The organism is Microbacterium deminutum (genome assembly GCF_039530205.1).
Lineage (GTDB): Bacteria > Actinomycetota > Actinomycetes > Actinomycetales > Microbacteriaceae > Microbacterium > Microbacterium deminutum.
Genome location: NZ_BAAAOG010000001.1, coordinates 503,020 through 524,209, shown reverse-complemented (window position 1 = coordinate 524,209; position 21,190 = coordinate 503,020). Strand labels below are relative to the sequence as shown.

Genomic DNA, 21,190 nt, shown 5'->3' with positions numbered 1-21,190 from the left:
CCATAAAGGACGCGGGAACGCGGCGAGGCCGGCGGGATGGTCGCATCCCGCCGGCCTCGCCGATCGATCACTTGGGGGTCGCGGGGGACTCCACCGTGATCGCGCCCGAGATGATCTGATCCTGCAGCTTCTTCAGCTCGTCCGTCAGTCCGGACGGCAGCTTGCTCTCGAAGTCGTGGAAGCTGGAGAGTCCTACTCCCTCGTTCTCGAGCGTTCCGACGTAGGCGGTCGGGTCGAAGTTGCCTCCAGAAGCGTCGACGACGGCCGCCTCGACAGCCTTGTCGACCCGCTTCATGATCGAAACGAGCACAAGGTCCTTCACGGTCGGGTCGGCGACAACGAGGTCGCTGTCCACGCCGAGCATGACGGTGCTCTTGCCGCTGTCCTTGATGGCGGCAGCGGCCGACAGGTAGATCGGGCCGCCGACCGGCAGAATGACGTCCACGCCCTGGTCGAGCACGCTCTGTGCGGTCTGCTTCGCGGTGTCGTTGGCCTGGAACGCTCCCGTGAAGGAGCCCTTCTGGCTCGTGACATCCCAGCCGAACGTCTTGACGTTCTTGCTCTTGTCGGTGTTGTACTTCTCCACGCCCTGGACGTAGCCGTCCATGAAGATGGTCACCGGCGGAATCTGCAGGCCTCCGAAGGTGCCGACCTTGTCCGTGCCGGAAGCGTCCGACCACGCGGCCGCGGCATACCCGCCGAGGTAAGCGGCCTGGGCGGTGTCGAACAGCAACGGCTTGATGTTCGGCGCGTCGGGCTTGCCGTCGCCGTTCGCGTCGGCGCTGTCGTCGATGATCGCGAAGTCGACGTTCGGGTTCGCCTTGGCCGCGTCGATCGTCGCGGCGGAGAGCTTGAAGCCCACCGAGACGATGAAGGTGCAGCCGCCGGAGACGAGGGCGTCCATGTTCGGCTTGTAGTCGTTGTCGGACTTCGACTGCACCTCGATGGGCTTGACACCGAGCTGCGCCGCGGCGGCATCCATGCCGTTCTTCGCGGACTCGTTGAAGGAATGGTCGTTGAACCCTCCCGAGTCGGAGACGAGGCAGGGCTTGAATCCTGCGACGACCGTCGGCGCCGCGCTCGACGAGGACGTCGTCGGGGCCGAACCACAGCCGGCGAGTGCAAGGAGCAGGCTCGCGGCGACCCCTGCGCCGACGAGTTTGCGGGTGGTAGAGATGGTCACTCGTGCCTCCACGTAAATGGGCCCGCGTACCTCGCGGGTCGGGACAAAGTTACCTATTGCTACGCACCTGTTGCGTACTGGACGCCTGTCAATCATGGAATGGTTACCAAGACGCAACAGAGCAGAGCCGCGCAGGCGGCCGCGCGGGTCCTGCGGGGCTAGATGTACTGCCCAGGCAGGTTGGTTAACCGGGTGATTGGTGGGACCTTGCCGATGGCGGTGTGGGGCCTGTGGTGATTGTAGTGATGCAACCATGCGGGTAGCGCGTTACGGCGGGCTGACTCACTGTTGTAGTGCCGGCTGAATGCCCATCCGTCGGCGAGGGTGCGGTGGAACCTTTCGATTTTCCCGTTGGTCTGCGGACGGTACGGCCGGGTTCGCTTCGGGCGGATGCCGAGCTCGGCGCACGCATCACGCCACGCGAACGATCGATAGGCGCTGCCATTGTCGGAGAGCACTCGTTCGATGGTCACGCCGCGCGCCGCGAACCAGGACGTCGCTCGGCGCAAGACATCGATCGCGGTTGCCGCGGTCTCGTCGTCGTGGATCTCGGCGTATGCGACGCGGGAGTGGTCGTCGATGACGGTGTGCACGAACGCGTGCCGCATCAGTGGGTTGTAGTACTTGTTACGGTCCTTTCCTTGCGATGTCGCCCGGTGATGACGGCCTTGCTGTCTGCCGACGGTGCGCCAGCCGCCGCCGTCGGGGATGTTGCCGAGCTTCTTCACGTCCACGTGGATCATCGACCCCGGATGATCGTGTTCGTAGCGGCGGATCGGTTCCCCGGTGCGGATGTCAACGTGCCGGAGCCGGTGCAGCCGGCACCGGACCAGCACGGCGTGCACGGTCGAGGCGGGCATGCTGAGTCTCCCGCCGATCGCGACCGGTCCGAGGCGCTTCCACCGCAGATGCACGATCCGCCGCACGGTGTCCTGCGATGTCCGGTTCGGTGATCGGTGCGGGCGTGAGGGCCGGTCTTGCATCCCCGCCTCGCCCATCGCCGCGTAACGGTCGGCCCACCGCTTCGCGGTCGGCCACGAGACATGGAAGAACACCGCCGCATGAGCGACCGGCCAGCCATCGTCAACAACGAGTCTCCCGATCCGCAGGCGTTGGATCGGAGTCAGAGCAGCGTTAGCGTGGGACACGAGGACCTCCTGGTCGACGAGACGGAACCTGAACAGCTCCACTCTCGACCGGAGGTCCTCCTCGCACCCGAACGACTACAGCGAGTCGTCACACATCAACCAACGTCCCTGGGCAGTACAGCTAGAGCACGTCGCCGCGACCAGTGAGCTTGAGTGCGTCGACGACGCCCTTCACCCGCTGCGCGTGCTCGCTCGTGGTCACCAGAAGCGCGTCCTCCGTGTCGACGACGATGATGTCCCGCACGCCGATGAGGCTGATCACGCGCTTCGTCTGGCTGACGACGATGCCGCTCGCGGCATCCGAGAGGACCCGGGCGTTCTCGCCGAGGATCGCGAGGTCGTTCTTGCGACCGTGGGAGTTGAGCTTCGCCAGGCTCGCGAAGTCGCCCACGTCGTCCCAGTCGAAATGGCCGGGGATGACAGCGAGACGGCCCTTCGCGGCCGCCGGTTCGGCGACGGCGTAGTCGATGGCGATCTTGGTCAGCGTCGGCCACACCCGGTCGACGACGGGGCCGCGCCTGTCGCGGTCGTCCCACGCCTCGGCGAGATCCATGAGGCCGGCGTACAGGTGGGGCTGGTTCTCGGCGATCTCGCCGAGGAGGACGTCAGCGCGAGAGATGAACATCCCCGCATTCCACAGGTAGGAGCGGTCGGCGAAGTAGGCCTTGGCCGTCTCGAGGTCGGGCTTCTCGACGAAGCTCTCCACCGTCGCGGCCTCGGGCGCGCCGTCGACGACGAACTCCGCGCCCTTCTTGATGTATCCGAAGCCGACGGATGCCTCGGAGGGCTGGATGCCGATGGTGCAGATGTAGCCCTCGCGCGCCGTGGCGACGGCCTGTCGCACGGCCCAGTCGAACAGGTGGGGCACGCGGATGACGTGGTCCGCCGCGAACGAGCCGATGATCACATCAGGCTCCCGCATCGAGAGCACAGCCGCGGCCAGGCCGATGGCGGCGGCGGAGTCGCGCGGCTCCGACTCGAGGAAGACGTTGTTGTCCGGGATGCCGGGCAGCTCCCTCTCGACCGCGGCACGGTGGGCGCGACCCGTGACGACCGCGATGCGATCCGGCCCGGCCAGCGGCTCGAGCCGGTTCCACGTGTCGCGCAGCAGCGTGTTGCCCGACCCGGTCAGGTCGTGGAGGAATTTGGGTGCGTCAGCACGTGACAGCGGCCACAGCCGGCTGCCGATGCCGCCCGCGGGGATGACGGCATAGAAGTCCTGGATCGGATCGGCCATGCCCCCAGGCTACCCACGCTCGTTGCGAGCCGATGTCGATGACTGATCCGGCGCATGAAGTCTCCGCCCGCCTTGAGCGCGATATCTCGATGTCAAGACACTCAGGGTGTCCGCTGTCGCCGGGTTCGCACGACGGGAATAGGATGATCAGCGCGCCCGCGTGACGCAGGGGAATGTCATCCCCCGGGAGCGGACTCCACTCGCGCCCGTACCTTGTTCGAACCAGGGAGGACGACCGTGTCGGCACCAGCACGCGTCATACCGTCCGTATCGGAGACCACTTCCAGGGTTCCGCGAGGCACGCTCTACCGCGGCCGGGAAGGCATGTGGTCGTGGGTGCTGCACCGCGTCACGGGCGTCGCGATCTTCTTCTTCCTGCTGGTGCACGTGCTCGACACCGCACTTATCCGGGTCTCGCCTGAGGCGTACAACGCCGTGATCGGGACCTACAAGAACCCCATCATGGGAGTCGGCGAGATCGTCCTCGTCGGCGCGATCGCCTACCACGCGTACAACGGCCTGCGCATCATCCTGGTCGATTTCTGGTCCAGGGGAACGCGGTATCAGCGCCAGCTCTGGTGGATCGTGTGGGGCCTCTGGGTCGTCACGATGGCCGGCTTCGTGCCTCGCCAGCTGATGAGCATCATCGCCGAGATCTCAGGAGCGCACTGATGACCTCCGACACCATCGCCGATCCGCGCAGCCCGGTCGCCCGGCCACGTCGCAGGGGCCCCAACCTCGAGAAGTGGGGCTGGATCTACATGCGCCTCTCGGGTGTCGTGCTCGTGGTGCTGATCTTCGGCCACCTCTTCGTGAACCTCGTGGCGGGCGACGGCATCCGTCAGATCGATTTCGCGTTCGTCGTCGGCAAGTACGCGTCGCCGTTCTGGCAGTGGTGGGACGTGCTGATGCTCTGGCTCGCGCTCATCCACGGCGCCAACGGCATGCGCACGATCATCAACGACTACGTGACGCATCACGGCACGCGGCGGGTCCTGGTCTGGGCGGTCACACTGGCGGCGGCGTTCCTCATCCTGCTCGGAACGCTCGTGGTCTTCACGTTCGACCCTTGCCTCGGAGTGACGCAGGACAGCAGCCTGTGGGACATGTGCCAGGGCTGAGCCAGGCAGTCGGACGAGAGACAGAGACGGAAGCATCCTCCACGTGACCACCCAGACCGCTGACAGCTACGTCAAAGACGGCGTCCACTACCACCAGTTCGACATCGTCATCGTGGGCGCCGGCGGCGCCGGCATGCGCGCTGCGATCGAAGCCGGCCCGGGCGCGAAGACCGCCGTGATCTCGAAGCTGTACCCCACCCGCTCGCACACCGGCGCGGCGCAGGGCGGCATGGCCGCAGCCCTCGCGAACGTCGAAGAGGACTCCTGGGAGTGGCACACGTTCGACACCGTCAAGGGCGGCGACTACCTCGTCGACCAGGACGCGGCCGAGATCCTCGCGAAAGAGGCCATCGACGCGGTCATCGACCTCGAGAACATGGGCCTGCCGTTCAACCGCACGCCCGAGGGCAAGATCGACCAGCGCCGGTTCGGCGGCCACACCGCCGACCACGGCAAGACCCCGGTCCGCCGGGCCTGCTACGCCGCCGACCGCACCGGGCACATGATCCTGCAGACGCTGTTCCAGAACTGCGTCAAGCTCGGCATCAACTTCTTCAACGAGTTCTACGTGCTCGACCTGGTGACGGTGGAGGATGCCGATGGATCGACGAAGATCGCCGGGGTCGTGGCCTACGAGCTCGCGACCGGCGACCTGCACGTCTTCCAGTCCAAGGCCGTGATCTTCGCGACCGGCGGGTTCGGCAAGATCTACAAGACGACCTCGAACGCCCACACGCTCACGGGGGACGGCGTCGGCATCATCTGGCGCAAGGGCCTGCCGCTCGAGGACATGGAGTTCTTCCAGTTCCATCCGACCGGTCTCGCCGGACTCGGCATCCTGCTCACCGAGGGCGCGCGCGGCGAAGGCGCGATCCTGCGCAACGTCACGGGCGAGCGCTTCATGGAGCGCTATGCGCCGACGATCAAGGACCTGGCTCCTCGCGACATCGTGAGCCGCTGCATGGTGCAGGAGGTCGCCGAGGGCCGCGGCGCGGGTCCGCACCGCGACTATGTGCTGCTGGACTGCACGCACCTCGGCGCCGAGGTGCTCGAGACGAAGCTCCCCGACATCACCGAGTTCGCGCGCACCTACCTCGGCGTCGACCCCGTCGTCGAGCCGGTGCCCGTCATGCCCACGGCGCACTACGCGATGGGCGGCATCCCGACCAACAACGACGCGCAGGTGCTCAGCGACAACACCACGGTCGTGCCCGGCCTCTACGCCGCAGGCGAGTGCGCCTGCGTCTCGGTGCACGGCTCGAACCGGCTGGGCACCAATTCGCTCCTCGACATCAACGTATTCGGCAAGCGCGCCGGGCGCAACGCGGTCGAGTACGTCAAGACCGCCGAGTTCGTGGCGCTTCCCGACGACCCCGCGGCCGAGGTGCGCGGGCTCATCGAGGGTCTCCGCAGCAACCAGGGCACCGAGCGCATCGCGGTGCTGCGAAAGAAGCTGCAGGACGAGATGGACCGCAAGGCCCAGGTGTTCCGCACCGACGAGTCGCTCGGCGAGGTGCTCGACGTGATCGAGGAGCTGCGCGAGCGGTTCAAGAACATCCACGTCGATGACAAGGGCAAGCGCTACAACACCGACCTGCTGGAGGCCGTCGAGCTGGGGTTCCTGCTCGACATCGCCGAGGTCGTGGTCGTCGCCGCGCGCAACCGCAAGGAGAGCCGAGGCGGCCACATGCGCGACGACTTCCCGAAGCGCGACGACGACACGTATATGAAGCACACCATGGCGTATCTTTCGGGGGATGCCGGATCCTCGCACTCCGAGGATCACATCCGCCTCGACTGGAAGCCGGTCGTCATCACGCGCTACCAGCCGATGGAGAGGAAGTACTGAGATGACCTCTGCAACGGACATCATCGAGCGCACCGACGCAGACGCGGGCGAAGCGGTCGAGTCGCTGCCGGCTGACACCGGCATCCAGTCCTTCCTGATCACGTTCATCATCCGGCGCTTCAACCCCGAGGTGGACGAAGAGCCGCGCTGGGTCGACTACGACGTCGAGCTCTACGCCACCGATCGCGTGCTCGACGCCCTGCACAAGATCAAGTGGGAGGTCGACGGGTCGCTCACGTTCCGCCGCTCGTGCGCGCACGGCATCTGCGGGTCGGATGCCATGCGCATCAACGGGCGCAACCGCCTGGCCTGCAAGACCCTGATCAAGGACCTCGACATCTCGCAGCCGATCTATGTCGAGGCGATCAAGGGCCTGCCGCTCGAGAAGGACCTCGTCGTCGACATGGAGCCTTTCTTCGCGTCGTACCGCGAAGTCCAGCCGTTCCTCATCGCGAACTCGACGCCTCCCGAAGGCAAGGAGCGGATCCAGTCGATCAAGGACCGCGAGATCTTCGACGACACCACCAAGTGCATTCTCTGTGCGGCATGCACTTCGTCGTGCCCGGTGTTCTGGACCGACGGCCAGTACTTCGGACCCGCCGCGATCGTCAACGCGCACCGGTTCATCTTCGACTCGCGCGATGACGCGGGCGACGTGCGGCTCGACATCCTCAATGACAAAGAGGGGGTGTGGCGCTGCCGCACGACCTTCAACTGCACCGAGGCATGCCCCCGTGGCATCGAGGTGACGAAGGCGATCGCCGAGGTCAAGCAGGCGGTGCTGCGCGGCCGGACGTAGCCGGCCGGTGATCGACGCTCGCTAATCTGTCACCGTGGCCGAGAATCGGGGCGGAGGCGGCAAGCCGAGCGCAGACGATTCCGCTCGCGCGGCGGCGAAGGAGGAGGAGACCCTCCGCCAGCGCTGGGATGACACGCAGGAATCGCTGCGCGTCCGCTTCGACCAGCCGATCTCACGGGCGACGCGCCTCACGCGGGCGACGATGGCCTGGTTCCCGGTGCGGGTGTGGCGGCACTTCCTGCTCCACAACGGGTTCCTGCTCGCCGCAGGCGTGAGCTACCAGGCGCTGTTCGCGTCCTTCGCTGCGATCTATGTCGCATTCGCCATCGCAGGCTTGTGGCTCGGCGGAAGCGAGCAGGCCGTCGCGTGGCTCATCGGCCTCATCAACAGCTACATCCCGGGGCTGATCGCCGACTCCGGCGGCATCGCGACGCCGGAACAGGTCCAGGAGATCGCGTCCCAGAACTCCGGAGTGCTGGGGTGGACCGGTGTCATCGCTCTCGGCACGCTGATCTGGACCGCGATCGGATTCGTCACGTACGCTCGACGCGCGGTGCGCGACATCTTCGGCCTGCCGCCCGATCGCCGAAGCTACTTCCTGCTGAAAGCTCGCGATCTCCTGGCCGCGGCGATCTTCGGACTCGCGCTGGTTCTGGGCGCAGCGCTGGGATCGATCGGCACGTGGGCGCTCAATACGATGGCGTCGCTCCTCGGCTTGGACCTCGCCAGCGGATGGATCAACGCGAGCGTCCGGACCGGCTCGATCCTCGTCGGCTTCGCGATCACCTCGGCCGCGCTCGCCGCCCTGTTCCGGTTCCTGTCCGGCGCCCAGCTCGCGTGGCGAAGGATCTGGCCTGGCGCGATGGTCGGCGGCATCGGCATCTCCGTCCTCCAGCTGGGGGCGGGCCTCCTGCTGAGCTACACCCCCTCCAACCCCTTGCTCGCAACCTTTGCGATCTTCATCGGTCTGCTGCTGTGGTTCAGGCTCATCGGCATCGTGATGCTCGTCGCCGCCGCCTGGATCGCCGTCGCCGCCAATGACCGCAACGTCGCGCTCCTCCCCCAGACGGAGGCCGAGCGCGTTGCCGCCGAGCACGCGGCGCTCCTGCTGGCGGCCCAGGTCCGGCTGCGCACCGCCGAACAGGCCAAGGCGCACGCCCCGTGGTTCCGGGTGTGGCTGGCAGATCGCGCTGTCCGCGAGGCCGAAGAAGAGCTCCGCGAGGTCGAGGCATCCGCCCCGCCATCACCGCAGAAGAGCAGCATCCTGCAGTGACCGCTGCCGCGATCGGTGTCGGCGAGCGCGGATAGGCTGGCGGTCGTGTCACGCGTGCGGATCGCCTCGGTAAACGTCAACGGAGTACGCGCGGCGACGCGCCGGGGCATGATCGAGTGGCTGGATGCCGCGGATGTCGACGTGCTGGCTCTGCAGGAGGTGCGCGCCACGGCCGATGAGCTTCGCGGCGTGCTCCCGGGCTGGGAGTTCGTCAACGACGAGGCCATGGCCAAGGGACGGGCCGGTGTCGCCATCGGCACCCGGACGCCGCCCATCGAGGTACGGCGAGTGCTCGGGCCCGAGCCTCTCGATTCCGCGGGCCGGTGGATTGAGGCAGACCTCGAGATCGGCGCTGAGCGCCTGACCGTCGTGAGCGCGTACGTCCCCACCGGCGAGGCCGAGACCCCGCGGCAGGACGCCAAGTGGGCCTTTCTCGACGCGATGGAGGCGCGGATGCCGGTGCTCGCCGCCGCCTGTCCGCTCAGCCTGATCATGGGCGACCTGAACGTCGGGCACCGTGAGCTCGACATCCGCAACTGGAAGGGCAATGTCAAGAAGGCGGGATTCCTGCCGCGCGAACGCGCGTACTTCGACCGCTTCCTCGGTGAGGCCGGTGCAGACATCACCGGGGCCGACGGCTCGATCGGGCGAGGGCTCGGGTGGGTGGATGTCGGACGCCGCTTCCACGGTGACATCGACGGTCCGTACACCTGGTGGTCGGTGCGCGGTCATGCGTTCGACAACGACACCGGCTGGCGCATCGACTACCACCTCGCCACCCCCGCGCTCGCCGACCGCGTCACGCGATACGAGGTGCCGCGCGCGCCGTCATGGAGCACCCGCTGGAGCGATCACTCACCCGTGGTGGCCGACTACACCGTCGGCGACTGAACCGCTGCGACACCGTCGTGCCCTCCCCGGTCACGATCCCCTCCCATTCGCCCGGTGCAGGCTACTCGACCCCCACCGGCTGCGACAGGCGAGCCAATCGCAGCCAGGTGTCCACGACCGTGTCGGGGTTGAGCGACATCGACTCGATACCCTGCTCGAGCAGCCACACCGCGAGGTCCGGGTGATCGCTCGGCCCCTGACCGCAGATGCCGACGTATTTGCCGTTGCGACGGCACGCCTCGATCGCGAGCGACAGCATCTTCAGCACGGCGGGGTTGCGCTCGTCGAAGAGCGACGCGATCAGCGCGGAATCCCTGTCGAGCCCGAGGGTCAGCTGCGTCATGTCGTTCGAGCCGATCGAGAAGCCGTCGAAGTGCTCGAGGAACTCGTCCGCCAGCACGGCGTTCGAGGGCAGCTCGCACATCATCATGACTTCGAGACCGTTCTCGCCTCGCCGGAGTCCGTTGTCGGCGAGCAGCCGGATGACGGCCCGCGCCTCATCGACGGTGCGGACGAATGGGATCATGAGCGCGACGTTGACGAGCCCCATGTCGTCGCGCACGCGCCGCATCGCCTCGCACTCCATCTCGAAGCACTGCCGGAAGTCGGGTGAGATGTAGCGCGATGCCCCCCGGTAGCCGAGCATCGGGTTCTCCTCGTGCGGCTCGTACTGCGGACCGCCGATGAGGTTCGCGTACTCGTTCGACTTGAAGTCGCTCATCCGCACGATGACGCGCTCGGGCGCGAACGCGGCCGCGATCGTCGAGACGCCCTCGGTGACGCGGCTCACGAAGTACTCGCGCGGCGACGGATAGGCCGCGATGCGCGGGGCGATCTGCGCCCGCAGCGCGGGGCTCAGCGTGTCGTATTCGAGCAGGGCCCTGGGATGGATGCCCACCTGCCGGTTGATGATGAACTCGAGCCGCGCGAGTCCGACGCCGTGATTGGGCAGCTGCGCGAACGAGAACGCCTGGGACGGGGTGCCGACGTTCATCATGATCTTCGTGGGGATCTCAGGCATCTCCGACAGCTGTGCGCGCTCCTCATGGAACTCGAGGATGCCGTCGTAGATGAACCCGACGTCGCCCTCGGCACACGAGACCGTCACTTCTCGGCCGTCGCCGATGATCCGCATCGCATCGCCGGTGCCGACGACGGCTGGGACGCCGAGCTCGCGCGCGATGATGGCCGCGTGGCACGTGCGGCCTCCGCGGGAGGTGACGATCGCCGAGGCGCGCTTCATGATCGGCTCCCAGTCGGGATCGGTCATGTCCGCGACGAGCACCTCGCCGGGCTGGAAGCTCTCCATCTCGGCAACCGAGGTGATGACCCGTGCCGGCCCCGCGCCGATCCGATTGCCGATGGCGCTGCCGGTCGTGACGACGTCGCCCCGCTTGCCGAGCACCCACCGGCTGAGCACACCCGCTTCGACTCGCGACACGACGGTCTCGGGCCGCGCCTGCAGGATGTACAGCTTGCCGTCCACGCCATCCTTGCCCCACTCGATGTCCATGGGACGGCCGTAATGGTCCTCGATGACGAGCGCCTGTCGCGCGAGTTCCACCACCTCGTCGTCGGTCAGGCTGAGCCGGATCCGATCCTCGGGCGGGACATCTGTGAAAACGGTGCTCGTCCCGACGCCGCGACCCTCTGCGTAGACCATCTTCACGGCCTTGTCGCCGACGACGCGGCGCAGGATGGACGGCCGTCCCTCGCGCAGCCCGGGCTTGTACACGCTGAACTCGTCGGGGTTGACCGCGCCCTGCACGACGGCTTCGCCAAGCCCCCAGGACGAGGTGACGAGCACGGTGTTGGCGAACCCCGACTCGGTGTCGACCGTGAACATCACGCCCGACGATCCGAGATCCGAGCGCACCATCCTCTGGACGCCCGCGGAGAGGGCGACATCGTGGTGCTCGAACCCGTGGTGGACGCGATAGGCGATCGCGCGGTCGTTGTACAGCGAGGCGAACACCGCACGGACGGCGGCCAGGACGTTGTCGATGCCGTGGATGTTCAGGAACGTCTCCTGCTGGCCCGCGAACGATGCGTCGGGCAGGTCCTCCGCGGTCGCGCTCGAGCGGACCGCCCACGACACCTCGTCCGGCGCCGGGTCGCCCTCGCTGAGGGTCCGGTAGGCGTCTCGGAGGTCGCGGTCGAGGTCGTCGGGGAAGGGCTGCTGCTCGATCCATCCGCGGATCTTCGCGCCGACCCGCGCGAGCTCGGTGACATCCTCGACGTCGATCGATTCGGCCGCCCTGCGGATCCTCTCGTACAGCCCGCTCGCCTCGAGGAAGGACCGGTACGCGTCGGCCGTCGTCGCGAACCCGCCGGGGACGTGGACGCCGAGGTGCGCGAGGTTGCTCACCATCTCGCCGAGCGAGGCGTTCTTGCCGCCCACCTGGTCGACATCCTTCATGCCCACGTCCTGGAACCATGCGATGTTCGTCATATCCGTGCTCCTTCGCCGGGGACGCCTTCATGCGTCCGTTTTCTCTTGTCTCGATGGGTCGTGTCGCGATCTCTGATCGTCTGCAGGATGACGACCGACATCTCTTCGACGGACTTCGTCGCGGAGTTCATGTACGGGATGCCGAAGCGCGCGTACAGCTCTTCGGCGCGCCGGAGCTCATACGTGCACTGCTCGAGGCTGGCATAGCGCGAGGAAGGCCGTCTCTCGTGGCGCACCTGGCTGAGCCGCAGTGGATTGGTCGTGAGCCCGAAGCACCGCTTCAGGTACGGAGCAATGGGCGACGGGAGCGCTTCCCGCTCGAAGTCGTCGTCGATGAGCGGGTAGTTGGCGACGCGGAGTCCGTACTGCAGAGCGAGGTACATCGTCGTCGGCGTCTTCCCGCACCTCGAGGGAGCGACGATGATGACGTCGGCTGCATCCAGGCCGCGCATGCTCTGCCCGTCGTCGTGTTCGAGCGCGTACTCCACTGCGCGCATCCGCCCGAAGTACCGCTCGACGTCTCCGACGCCGTGGTATTGGCCGAGCTGCTCCGAGGCGGTGGTGCCGAGCGCCTCCTCGAGCAGCCCGAGGTGACCGCTCAGCAGGTCGACGGTGACGGCGCGGGCGCGGGCGAGCACTGCGCGCACAGCGGGGACCTTGACCGTGGTGAACATCAGCGGAGGCTCGCCGACGTCGGCCGCGCCATCCATCTCCCGTACGACGAGCTCGGCCTCGTCGACCGTGTCGACGAAGGGGAAGGAGTACGTCTCGAAGGAGATGGCGGGGAAGTTGATCAGCAGGGCATTGCCCAGAGTCTCTGCGGTGATGCCGGTGCTGTCGGAGACGAAGTAGGCGAGCCGCCCCCGGGCCGGAGTCGATCCCCGTTCCGCCTCCGGTGACTCGCCAGGCATCCTCGCCTCCGCTCACGTGATCGGGGCCGCGTCGATGCGACTCGCCACTGATGATACGGAGGGCATCATGCGGAGCGCAGTCCAGAGTTCTTTCCGCCCGGGCGGCACATCGTCGCCGGGGAAGGCCGTCGGCGAGGGCGCGGCAAGGGCGCACCTAAGATTGTCGGATGAGCAAACCCCGCCTCTACTCCGGCATGCAGCCCTCGGCCGATTCGCTCCAGATCGGCAACTACATCGGGGCGCTCATGCAGTGGCGGGACCTCCAAGAGGCGTACGACGCGTATTTCTCGGTCGTCGACCTGCACTCGCTGACGCAGCCGTACGACCCCGCCGAGCTGCGTGAGAAGACCCGCCGGACCGCCGCGCAGTACATCGCGGCCGGCATCGAACCCTCGAAGTCGACGCTGTACGTGCAGTCGCACGTGCCCGCGCATCCCGAGCTGGCCTGGATCCTGTCCACGATCACGGGCTACGGCGAGGCCGGACGCATGACCCAGTTCAAGGACAAGGCGCAGCGCTTCGGCGCCGACGCGACATCGGTCGGCCTCTTCACCTACCCGGTGCTGATGGCCGCCGACATCCTGCTGTATCAGACCGACATCGTTCCGGTCGGCGATGACCAGAAGCAGCATGTGGAGCTGACGCGCGACCTCGCGGAGCGCTTCAATTCGCGATTCGGCGAGACGTTCAAGGTGCCGATGCCGGTGATCCAGCGGGACACCGCCCGCATCTTCGATCTGCAGAACCCGGTGGCGAAGATGTCCAAGTCGGCGGAGTCCGAGGCGGGCGTGCTGTGGCTCCTCGACGAACCCGCGAAGAACGCCAAGAAGATCATGCGCGCGGTGACCGACAGCGAGGGCTCGGTGCGGTACGACCGCGAGTCGAAGCCCGGCGTGTCGAACCTGCTCGTGATCTACGCGGCGCTGACCGGTCGCCAGATCCCGTCGATCGAGGACGAGTACGCGGGACGGGGCTACGGCGACTTCAAGAAGGGCCTCGCCGAGGTCGTGGTGAACGAGTTCGGCCCGGTGCGTCAGCGCGCGCTCGACCTCCTCGACGATCCGGCCGAGCTCGATCGCGTGCTGGCCGTCAACGCCGGCAAGGCCGAGGCGATCGCGAACCGCACCCTCGCCGACGTCTACGACAAAGTCGGGCTGCTCCGCCGGGCATAGCCTGGGCGGGCCAGCCCGAGGCGGGCGCAGCCCGGTTGCCCGGGCGGGGGCTGCCGGCGGCCAGATGCCGCGACACGGCCGCTCGTCCGAAGCGGAACGCCCTAGGGTGGCGGGGTGGCACCAGTAACCCTGCGCACCGACCGCACCGTCCTCTCGATCCCTACCGAGGCCGACCTCGACGCGATCACCGAGGCGGCACAGGATCCGGAGGTGCCGCGCTGGACCACCCTGCCCTCGCCCTACGCGCGGGCGGACGCCGAGCAGTTCGTCGGCAAGGTCGCGGAGTGGTGGGATGCCGAGACCGACCTGGTATGGGGCATCCGCGTCGACGGGCGCTGGGTCGGCGCGCTGGGCCTGCACCGCGTGCAGCGGGGCGGGTCGGCTGAGATCGGCTACTGGATGGCGCTCCCCGCGCGAGGGAAGGGCTATCTCACGGAGGCCGCCCGCGCCGCGATCGACTTCGCTTTCGACCCCGGCGGGCTCGATCTCAAGCGCCTCGAATGGCGCGCCGTGGTCGGCAACGTCCCCTCCGCACGGGCGGCGCACGCACTCGGGTTCCGATATGAGGGGCTCGTGCGTCAAGGGCTGAGCGGCCCGCGTGGGCGCGACGACGGCTGGATCGCGGGACTGCTGTCGACAGACGACCGGATGCCGCAGCCCTGGCCGGTCGTCGACGACTGACCCGCCGTCGCAACGGCATGCGAGGATGACGTCATGCCTGAGATGCCCGAGGTGCAGGGTCTCGTCGAGTTCCTGCGGGACCGCGTGACCGGCCTCACGATCACCCGCGTCTCGGTGGCGAACATCGCCGCCCTGAAGACATACGACCCGCCCGTCGATGCGCTCAAGGGCGCCGAGATCACCGGCGCGCAGCGACACGGCAAGTTCATCGACCTCGCGACGCGATCACCGGATGCCGAACCCCACTTGATCTTCCACCTCGCCAAGGCGGGCTGGCTGCGTTGGTACGACCAGCTGCCCGCCACCGTCATCCGCCCGGGCAAGACGCCGATCGCGCTGCGGGTCGCACTCAGCGACGGCTCGGGTTTCGATCTCACCGAAGCGGGCACGAAGAAATCGCTCGCCGTCTATGTCGTCCGGGATCCCCACGACGTGCCCGGAGTCGAGCGGCTCGGCCCCGACCCCCTCGACCCCGCGTTCACCCGCGACACGCTCGCCGGACTGCTCGAGGGCAGGCGCACCCAGATCAAGGGTGTGCTGCGCGATCAGTCGGTGATCGCCGGCGTCGGCAACGCGTATTCCGACGAGATCCTGCACGCCGCGAAGATGTCGCCGTATGCCCTCGCGGCCACCTTCACCGACCACGACGTGGACACCCTCTTCGCCGCCATGACCTCGACGCTCACCGAGGCGGTGGCCGAGGCATCCGGCAAGCCGCCTGCCGAGCTCAAGGACGCGAAGCGGCGCGGCATGAAGGTGCACGGACGGCGCGGCGAAGTGTGTCCGGTGTGCGGCGACACCGTCCGCAGCGTGTTCTTCGCCGACAACTCGCTCGAGTACTGCCCGACGTGCCAGACCGGTGGGAAGACCCTCGCCGACCGTCGGCTGTCGCGGCTGCTCAAGTAGCCCGAGCCCCTCGGTCGTTGAGCGAGGGAGCGCAGCGACCGAGACGAAACGCGCCGAACCCACCGCGACGGCCAGCGCGTTTCGACTCGCCTCCGGCTCGCTCAACGACCGGGAAGGCGGGCAGGAGGACCGGTCAGCCGTCGGCGGTGGCCATGAGCGTGCGAGCGTCGTCATCCACCCAGTCGAGCGACTTCGACACGGCCTTCTTCCACTGTCCGTAGCGCTTCTCGCGTTCGTCTGGCGGCATCTGCGGCTCGAAGCGGACGTCCTCCTGCCAGTGCGCGCGCAGCTCGTCGCGGCTGCTCCACACTCCCGTCGCGAGCCCGGCGGCGTACGCGGCGCCGAGCGCGGTCGTCTCGACGACCTTCGGCCGCACGACGGGGATGCCCAGGATGTCGGCCTGGAACTGCATGAGGATGCCGTCGCGCGTCATCCCGCCATCCACCCGGATCTCCTCGAGCGGACGGCCGGTGTCGGCGACGACAGCCTCGACGACGTCCCGCGTCTGGAAGGCGGTGGATTCCAGCGCGGCGCGCGCAATATGGCCCTTGTTGACGAAGCGCGTGAGGCCCACCAGCGCGCCGCGTGCGTCGGGGCGCCAGTAGGGGGCGAAGAGCCCGGAGAACGCCGGCACGAAGTACGCGCCGCCGTTGTCGTCCACCGACGCCGCGAGGCTCTCGACCTCCTCGGACCGCTGGATGATCCCGAGGTTGTCGCGCAGCCACTGCACGAGCGAGCCGGTGACGGCGATCGAGCCCTCGAGCGCGTAGCGCGCTGGCTCGTCGCCGCACCGGTAGGCGACGGTCGTGATCAGCCCGTTGCCCGAGCGCACGATGTCGGTGCCCGTGCTCACGAGCAGGAAGTTGCCCGTGCCGTAGGTGTTCTTCGACTCCCCCGCATCGAACGCGGCCTGCCCGAACGTCGCCGCCTGCTGGTCGCCGAGGATTCCGGCGATCGGCAGCCCATCGGCGGCGCTCGGCAGCGCGGCCTCGCCGAGGACCTCGGACGACGAGTGGATGTCGGGCATCATCGCCCGTGGGATCCCCCACACGTCCAGCAGCTCGTCCGACCAGTCCAGGGTCCGCAGATCCATGAGCAGCGTGCGGCTCGCGTTCGTGACATCCGTGACGTGGATGCCGCCGCGCCGGCCACCCGTGAGATTCCACACCACCCAGGTGTCGGGGGTTCCGAACAGCAGATCTCCCGCCTCTGCCGCAGCCCGTGCGCCCGGGACGTTGTCGAGGATCCACGCGATCTTCGACGCCGAGAAGTAGGTCGCGAGCGGCAGCCCGGTCGCGTCGGCGAATCGATCCGCCCCGTCCTCGGCTCCGCCCCCCTCGGCGATGAGCTCGTCGATGCGCGGCTGGGTGCGGGTGTCCTGCCACACGATCGCGTTGTGCACCGGACGTCCGGTGCGGCGGTCCCACACCATCGCCGTCTCGCGCTGATTCGTCACTCCGATGCCGGCGACGTCCGCGCGGCCCAGCTTCGCGTGCGACAGCGCGGCGGAGGTCACCCATTCCGTGTTCGTCCAGATCTCGACCGGATCATGCTCGACCCAGCCGGCGCGCAGCATGATCTGCTCGTGCTCGCGCTGGGCGACCGACACCACCGATCCAGCCGCGTCGAACACGATCGCGCGCGTCGAGGTGGTCCCCTGATCGATCGCCAGCACGTGGTCGGCCACAGCGGTCTCCTTCCCGGCGAGCGCACCGCCCGCGGTCGTCGGCGCGTCGTCGCGATCGACTGGGGTCAGGCTATCGCGCAGCCACCGACGTGTCGGCCCACGTCGGATCCGCGGCGTGGACGCGCGCGAGCCCCCGTTTGACCTCGTGCGCGACGCGGGCGTCATCCCACCCGAGTGTTCCGGCGATGGCCTCTGCCACCTCTGCCGCTGCGGCCGCGGTGGCCGCTCCCGTGAACGCGAGGCTCTCCCGGCGCATCAGCAGGTCATCGAGGTGCACGACATCCTCCGTGCGGGCGATGTGCCGCAGTTCGCCGGTGCTGTATGAGGGCAGCGTCGCCAGCGGCGCGTCCGCGTCGTCGGCCACGATCGCGGCGATGACCTCCTCGGCGATGGTCCCATAGCGGTCGAGCAGGGTTGCGACCCGGTCGAGGGCGAGCCCTGCCGCGTGGCCGTCGATCCACTGCCGCCGAGCGCGCTCGGTCGTCGGGAATCCGCGCCCGCCGCCGATCGCGAGCCCCTTCGTCGAACGGCGCCGTGGCTGGGCGAGCACCCCGAGGGCCCGATCGGCGAGATGCTCCGCCGACGCGCGGAACGTGGTCCACTTGCCCCCGACGAGACTGAGGACGGTGGCATCCCCCCCGACGATCTCTTCGGCGTCGACCCGGTACTCGCGCGAGACGAAGCCGGGAGCGATGTCGCCGTGCCCGGGGAGCGGGCGGACGCCCGCGAACCGGTACACGATCTGCGACCTGTTCACCTCGATGTCGGGCAGCACCTGGGCGATCAGCTCGATGAAGTAGTCGACTTCGGCCTCGGTGCACACGATCGGGTCGGCGATGTCGTGCTCGAGATCGGTCGTGCCGACGAGCACGCGTCCCTTGAGGGGGTAGATCAGGACGATCCGGCCGTCTCGATTCTCGAAGAAGAGCTCCCGTCCGCCCGTCGCCGCGAGCAGCTCAGGGTTATCGAGCACGATGTGCGACCCCTTCGTGCCGCCCATGTGGTCCGTCGGGTCGCCGAGGGCGAGATTGGTCAGATCGGTCCACGGACCCGAGGCGTTGATGACGACGGATGCCGCGAACGGCGTCTCCGCACCGGTCAGGGCGTCTCGCACGACGACTCGCCCTCGTTCGACTCTCACGGCCGCGCTGTAGTTCGCGGCGCGAGCCCGTTCGCCGCCTGCCGCACGGCCGTCGCGGAGCACATCGATCGCGAGCCGCTCGGGATCGTGGAGCGAGGCATCCCAGTACGTCGCGGTGTACCTGACATCCGGGTTGAGTGCGGGCAGCTGCGCGAGCGACCGCCGGCGTCCGTGGAATTCGTGACGCGGCACCCTGCCGCCACTGCGCGAGAAGGAGTCGTAGATGACCAGCCCGACCTTGATCAGCACCGCGCCGCGCTCGCGGTGCGCCGCCGAGCCGTGCCGCAGGAACCGCAGCGGTGCGCTCAGGACGCCGGAGAAGGTCGCGAAGATGGGGATCGTCGTCTGCAGCGGACGCACGTAATGCGGCGCGGTCCGCAGCAGGGAGTTGCGTTCGGTGACCGCCTCGTGGACGAGTCGGAACTCGCCGTTCTCGAGATATCGGATGCCGCCATGGATCATGTGCGACGACGCAGCCGATGCTCCGCTGACGAAGTCGTCGCGTTCGATGAGCGCGACGTCGACTCCCTGCAGGGCGAGGTCGCGGAAGGTCGCGAGTCCGTTGATCCCGCCGCCGATGATCAGGACGTCGGCATACGGCCGAACGGCGAGCGCCTCGAACCCTCGGTTGTCACCTGCCCCCGCCATCGATTCTCCCGAACGTGCTCGACACCTGCTGTCTTCAATGATCGCACCGGCCGGCGACACTGCGGCCGTCATCGCCCGCAGTGTCGTCGGAGCCTCGCGACTGTCTAGGGCCTGCGGGTCGCGCTGAGGAGACGGAGCTTCCGCTCGAGCAGCCGGCGCTCGGCCGCATTGCCCGTCATCACGATCGCCTCTTCGTATGCCGCAACCGCTTCCGAGATCCGGTCGAGACGCGCGAGGAAGTCGGCGCGCGCCGCCTCGAGGTACCCGTATCCCGCCAGCGTGGGTTCGCTTCGCAGCTCGTCGAGGAGGCTCAGACCCTCACCGAAGCCGTCGGCGAAGCCCACCGCGATCGCACGATTGAGGGCGACCACCGGCGAGGGCCACACGTCCAGGAGCTGATCGTAGAGGTCTCGGATGCGCCCCCAGTCGGTCTGATCCCAGGTCGGGGCCTGGTCGTGCACCGCCGCGATGGCCGCCATGAGGGCGAAGCGACCCGGTCGTCGGTGCTCCGTCGCAGCGCGGAGCGACGCGAGACCATCTCGGATGGATCGGGCATCCCACTTCGACCGATCCTGATCCTCGAGGAGGATGACGCCGCCATCGGCATCCGTTCGGGCATATCGTCGCGCATCGGTCAGCAGGATGAGGGCCAGAAGCCCCGCGACCTCGGAGTCCTCCGGCAGCAGAACGCGGAGCATGATCGCAAGATCGCGCGCCCGCTCGATCAGGGGCCGCCGGATCAGCTGCTCGCTGACCGGCGCCGCGTGCCCGGTCGAGAAGATGAGGTGGACGACGTCGAGCACGCCGTCCAGGCGCTCGGGCAGCTCGTCGGGCTCCGGGACGCGGTACGGGATGCGCGCCACCGTGATCTTCTTCTTCGCCCGCGTGATCCGTGCGGCCATCGTCGGCTCGCTGACGAGGAACGCCCGGGCGACCTCGACCGTCGTCAAGCCCCCCACCATGCGCAGCGTGAGCGCGATACGCGCATCCATCGACAGCGCCGGGTGGCAGCACGTGAAGACGAGCCTCAGGCGATCATCGCCGAAGCCGGCATCGCCGTCGTCGGCGTCCGGGGCCTCCTGGTCGGGCAGCAGGTCGGGCAGGGCGCGCTCCGCCGTGACGCCCCGGCGACGGACGTCCAGGGCACGGTTGCGCGCCGCGGTCGTGAGCCACGCTCCGGGACGGGTCGGGATGCCGCGCTCTCCCCATACCCGGAGGGCCGAGGCGTAGGCATCCTGCACGCACTCCTCGGCGGTCCCGAGATCGCGCGCCACTCGCACGGTCGCGGCCAGCACGGCGGCCCACTCGCGGCGGTGCGCCTCAGCCACCGCCGCGGCGACCTCCGCGCTGGCCGCCATCTCAGCTCAGCACCCGGATCGGACGCACCTCGACCCCGCCGAACGGTGCCGGGACCTCCTTCGCGATCGCCAGCGCCTCGTCGAGGTCCGCCGCCTCGATCACGTAGTAGCCGCCCAGCACCTCCTTGCTCTCGGCGAACGGGCCGTCCGTCACTGCGTAGCCGCCGTTCCCGTCGGAGCGGATGGAGGTGGCAGTCGAAGCGGGCTCCAGACCCGCCCCGCCCCGCAGCGAGCCCGCGTGCCGCTGCATGAACGCCCGATACGGAGCGCTCACGGCCGTGCCCTGCTGCTGTGTGAACGTCGATTCGTCCCGGTAGATGGTCACAAGATAGTTCGGCATCTCGACTCTCCTTCATGTCTGCTCTCTGAGGATGCCCCTCAATTCATCGACGCGCACCCGGACCCCTCATCGACACACGTCCACCCGATAGTCGTCGGGGTTCCCAGCAGCGAGTCCCGGGACCAGTTGGTTCATGCGAGGACATGGAATGAACTCGCCCTCTCGGCGTTGACTTAGACTCGAGAGCATTGACGTGCTCCGGGGTCGGTGAGAATCCGAACCGGCGGTGACAGTCCGCGAGCCAAGGCATCAGCATCCGATCGGGTGCCGCCGCGGCCGATCCGGTGGAATTCCGGAACCGACGGTGATGCGGCAGGCGACTGCTGCGAGTCCGGATGGGAGGCAGCACGGACGGTGTTCGCGCCGTCACTCGCCATTTCCCGGAGCCTTGGA

General features: G+C 68.1%; 18 protein-coding genes and 1 riboswitch. Of the genes, 9 read left to right on the top strand and 9 right to left on the bottom strand.

Translation table 11 applies throughout. The features are described 5' to 3' along the window. Window positions 1-67 precede the first annotated feature (67 nt). The 3 genes from ABD212_RS02290 to ABD212_RS02280 form a co-directional block, all read right to left on the bottom strand. Window positions 68-1,183, bottom strand: coding sequence for a BMP family lipoprotein (locus ABD212_RS02290; protein WP_344090759.1), 1,116 nt, complete (start codon window positions 1,181-1,183; stop codon window positions 68-70). 158 nt (window positions 1,184-1,341) lie between these two features. Continuing rightward, on the bottom strand, window positions 1,342-2,331 hold the full coding sequence (locus ABD212_RS02285) for an IS481 family transposase (protein WP_344090756.1): 990 nt from the start codon (window positions 2,329-2,331) through the stop codon (window positions 1,342-1,344). A 121-nt stretch (window positions 2,332-2,452) separates the two neighbouring features. Further along, a complete protein-coding gene (locus tag ABD212_RS02280; protein WP_344090754.1) occupies window positions 2,453-3,568 on the bottom strand; it encodes a mannose-1-phosphate guanylyltransferase in 1,116 nt (371 codons plus the stop codon). Window positions 3,569-3,805: 237 nt separating this feature from the next. On the opposite strand from ABD212_RS02280, the gene sdhC reads away from it, so the two are divergent. From sdhC to ABD212_RS02250, 6 genes are read left to right on the top strand one after another with little or no spacing between them, the layout of a single operon-like run. Then, the gene (gene sdhC / locus ABD212_RS02275; RefSeq protein WP_344090752.1) at window positions 3,806-4,240 is read left to right on the top strand and encodes a succinate dehydrogenase, cytochrome b556 subunit; all 435 of its coding nucleotides are present in this window, start codon (window positions 3,806-3,808) and stop codon (window positions 4,238-4,240) included. Next, window positions 4,240-4,689: a succinate dehydrogenase hydrophobic membrane anchor subunit gene (locus tag ABD212_RS02270; RefSeq protein ID WP_344090750.1), complete on the top strand. Its 450-nt coding sequence runs from the start codon at window positions 4,240-4,242 to the stop codon at window positions 4,687-4,689. Before sdhC ends, ABD212_RS02270 begins: the two co-directional genes overlap by 1 nt. Before the next feature lie 43 nt (window positions 4,690-4,732). Beyond that, the gene (sdhA, locus tag ABD212_RS02265) at window positions 4,733-6,538 is read left to right on the top strand and encodes a succinate dehydrogenase flavoprotein subunit (protein WP_344090747.1); all 1,806 of its coding nucleotides are present in this window, start codon (window positions 4,733-4,735) and stop codon (window positions 6,536-6,538) included. Window position 6,539: 1 nt separating this feature from the next. Further along, window positions 6,540-7,337: a succinate dehydrogenase iron-sulfur subunit gene (locus ABD212_RS02260; RefSeq protein ID WP_344090744.1), complete on the top strand. Its 798-nt coding sequence runs from the start codon at window positions 6,540-6,542 to the stop codon at window positions 7,335-7,337. A 34-nt stretch (window positions 7,338-7,371) separates the two neighbouring features. Next, window positions 7,372-8,610, top strand: a complete 1,239-nt coding sequence (locus ABD212_RS02255; protein WP_344090742.1) for a YihY/virulence factor BrkB family protein — start codon at window positions 7,372-7,374, stop codon at window positions 8,608-8,610. Between the two features lie 45 nt (window positions 8,611-8,655). Further along, window positions 8,656-9,501 (top strand): exodeoxyribonuclease III, encoded by an 846-nt coding sequence (locus ABD212_RS02250; RefSeq protein WP_344090739.1) that lies wholly within the window; start codon window positions 8,656-8,658, stop codon window positions 9,499-9,501. A 61-nt stretch (window positions 9,502-9,562) separates the two neighbouring features. Here ABD212_RS02250 and ppsA read toward each other — a convergent pair whose 3' ends face one another. Then, on the bottom strand, window positions 9,563-11,953 hold the full coding sequence (gene ppsA / locus ABD212_RS02245) for a phosphoenolpyruvate synthase (protein ID WP_344090737.1): 2,391 nt from the start codon (window positions 11,951-11,953) through the stop codon (window positions 9,563-9,565). Then, window positions 11,950-12,864 (bottom strand): pyruvate, water dikinase regulatory protein, encoded by a 915-nt coding sequence (locus tag ABD212_RS02240; RefSeq protein WP_344090735.1) that lies wholly within the window; start codon window positions 12,862-12,864, stop codon window positions 11,950-11,952. The genes ppsA and ABD212_RS02240 overlap by 4 nt, the downstream gene beginning before the upstream one ends. 167 nt (window positions 12,865-13,031) lie before the next feature. Between ABD212_RS02240 and trpS the strand changes: the two genes are divergently transcribed. From trpS to ABD212_RS02225, 3 genes are all read left to right on the top strand, one after another. Beyond that, window positions 13,032-14,036, top strand: coding sequence for a tryptophan--tRNA ligase (gene trpS / locus ABD212_RS02235; protein ID WP_344090733.1), 1,005 nt, complete (start codon window positions 13,032-13,034; stop codon window positions 14,034-14,036). A 114-nt stretch (window positions 14,037-14,150) separates the two neighbouring features. After that, window positions 14,151-14,717, top strand: a complete 567-nt coding sequence (locus tag ABD212_RS02230) for a GNAT family N-acetyltransferase (RefSeq protein ID WP_344090731.1) — start codon at window positions 14,151-14,153, stop codon at window positions 14,715-14,717. Between the two features lie 33 nt (window positions 14,718-14,750). Beyond that, on the top strand, window positions 14,751-15,623 hold the full coding sequence (locus ABD212_RS02225; RefSeq protein ID WP_344090729.1) for an Fpg/Nei family DNA glycosylase: 873 nt from the start codon (window positions 14,751-14,753) through the stop codon (window positions 15,621-15,623). A gap of 133 nt (window positions 15,624-15,756) precedes the next feature. Here the strand turns inward: ABD212_RS02225 and glpK are convergent, their stop codons facing one another. The 4 genes from glpK to ABD212_RS02205 all read right to left on the bottom strand — a co-directional run bounded on the left by glpK (window position 15,757) and on the right by ABD212_RS02205 (window position 20,797). Further along, window positions 15,757-17,310, bottom strand: coding sequence for a glycerol kinase GlpK (gene glpK / locus ABD212_RS02220; RefSeq protein ID WP_344090727.1), 1,554 nt, complete (start codon window positions 17,308-17,310; stop codon window positions 15,757-15,759). A gap of 70 nt (window positions 17,311-17,380) precedes the next feature. After that, window positions 17,381-19,099, bottom strand: coding sequence for a glycerol-3-phosphate dehydrogenase/oxidase (locus ABD212_RS02215; RefSeq protein ID WP_344090726.1), 1,719 nt, complete (start codon window positions 19,097-19,099; stop codon window positions 17,381-17,383). 104 nt (window positions 19,100-19,203) lie between these two features. Next, a complete protein-coding gene (locus ABD212_RS02210) occupies window positions 19,204-20,457 on the bottom strand; it encodes an RNA polymerase sigma factor (protein WP_344090725.1) in 1,254 nt (417 codons plus the stop codon). 1 nt (window position 20,458) lies between these two features. Beyond that, window positions 20,459-20,797 carry a YciI family protein gene (locus ABD212_RS02205; RefSeq protein ID WP_344090723.1) on the bottom strand — a complete coding sequence of 113 codons (339 nt, stop codon included), beginning with the start codon at window positions 20,795-20,797 and terminating at the stop codon, window positions 20,459-20,461. Window positions 20,798-20,987: 190 nt separating this feature from the next. Beyond that, window positions 20,988-21,149: riboswitch (FMN riboswitch) on the top strand. Window positions 21,150-21,190: the final 41 nt, after the last annotated feature.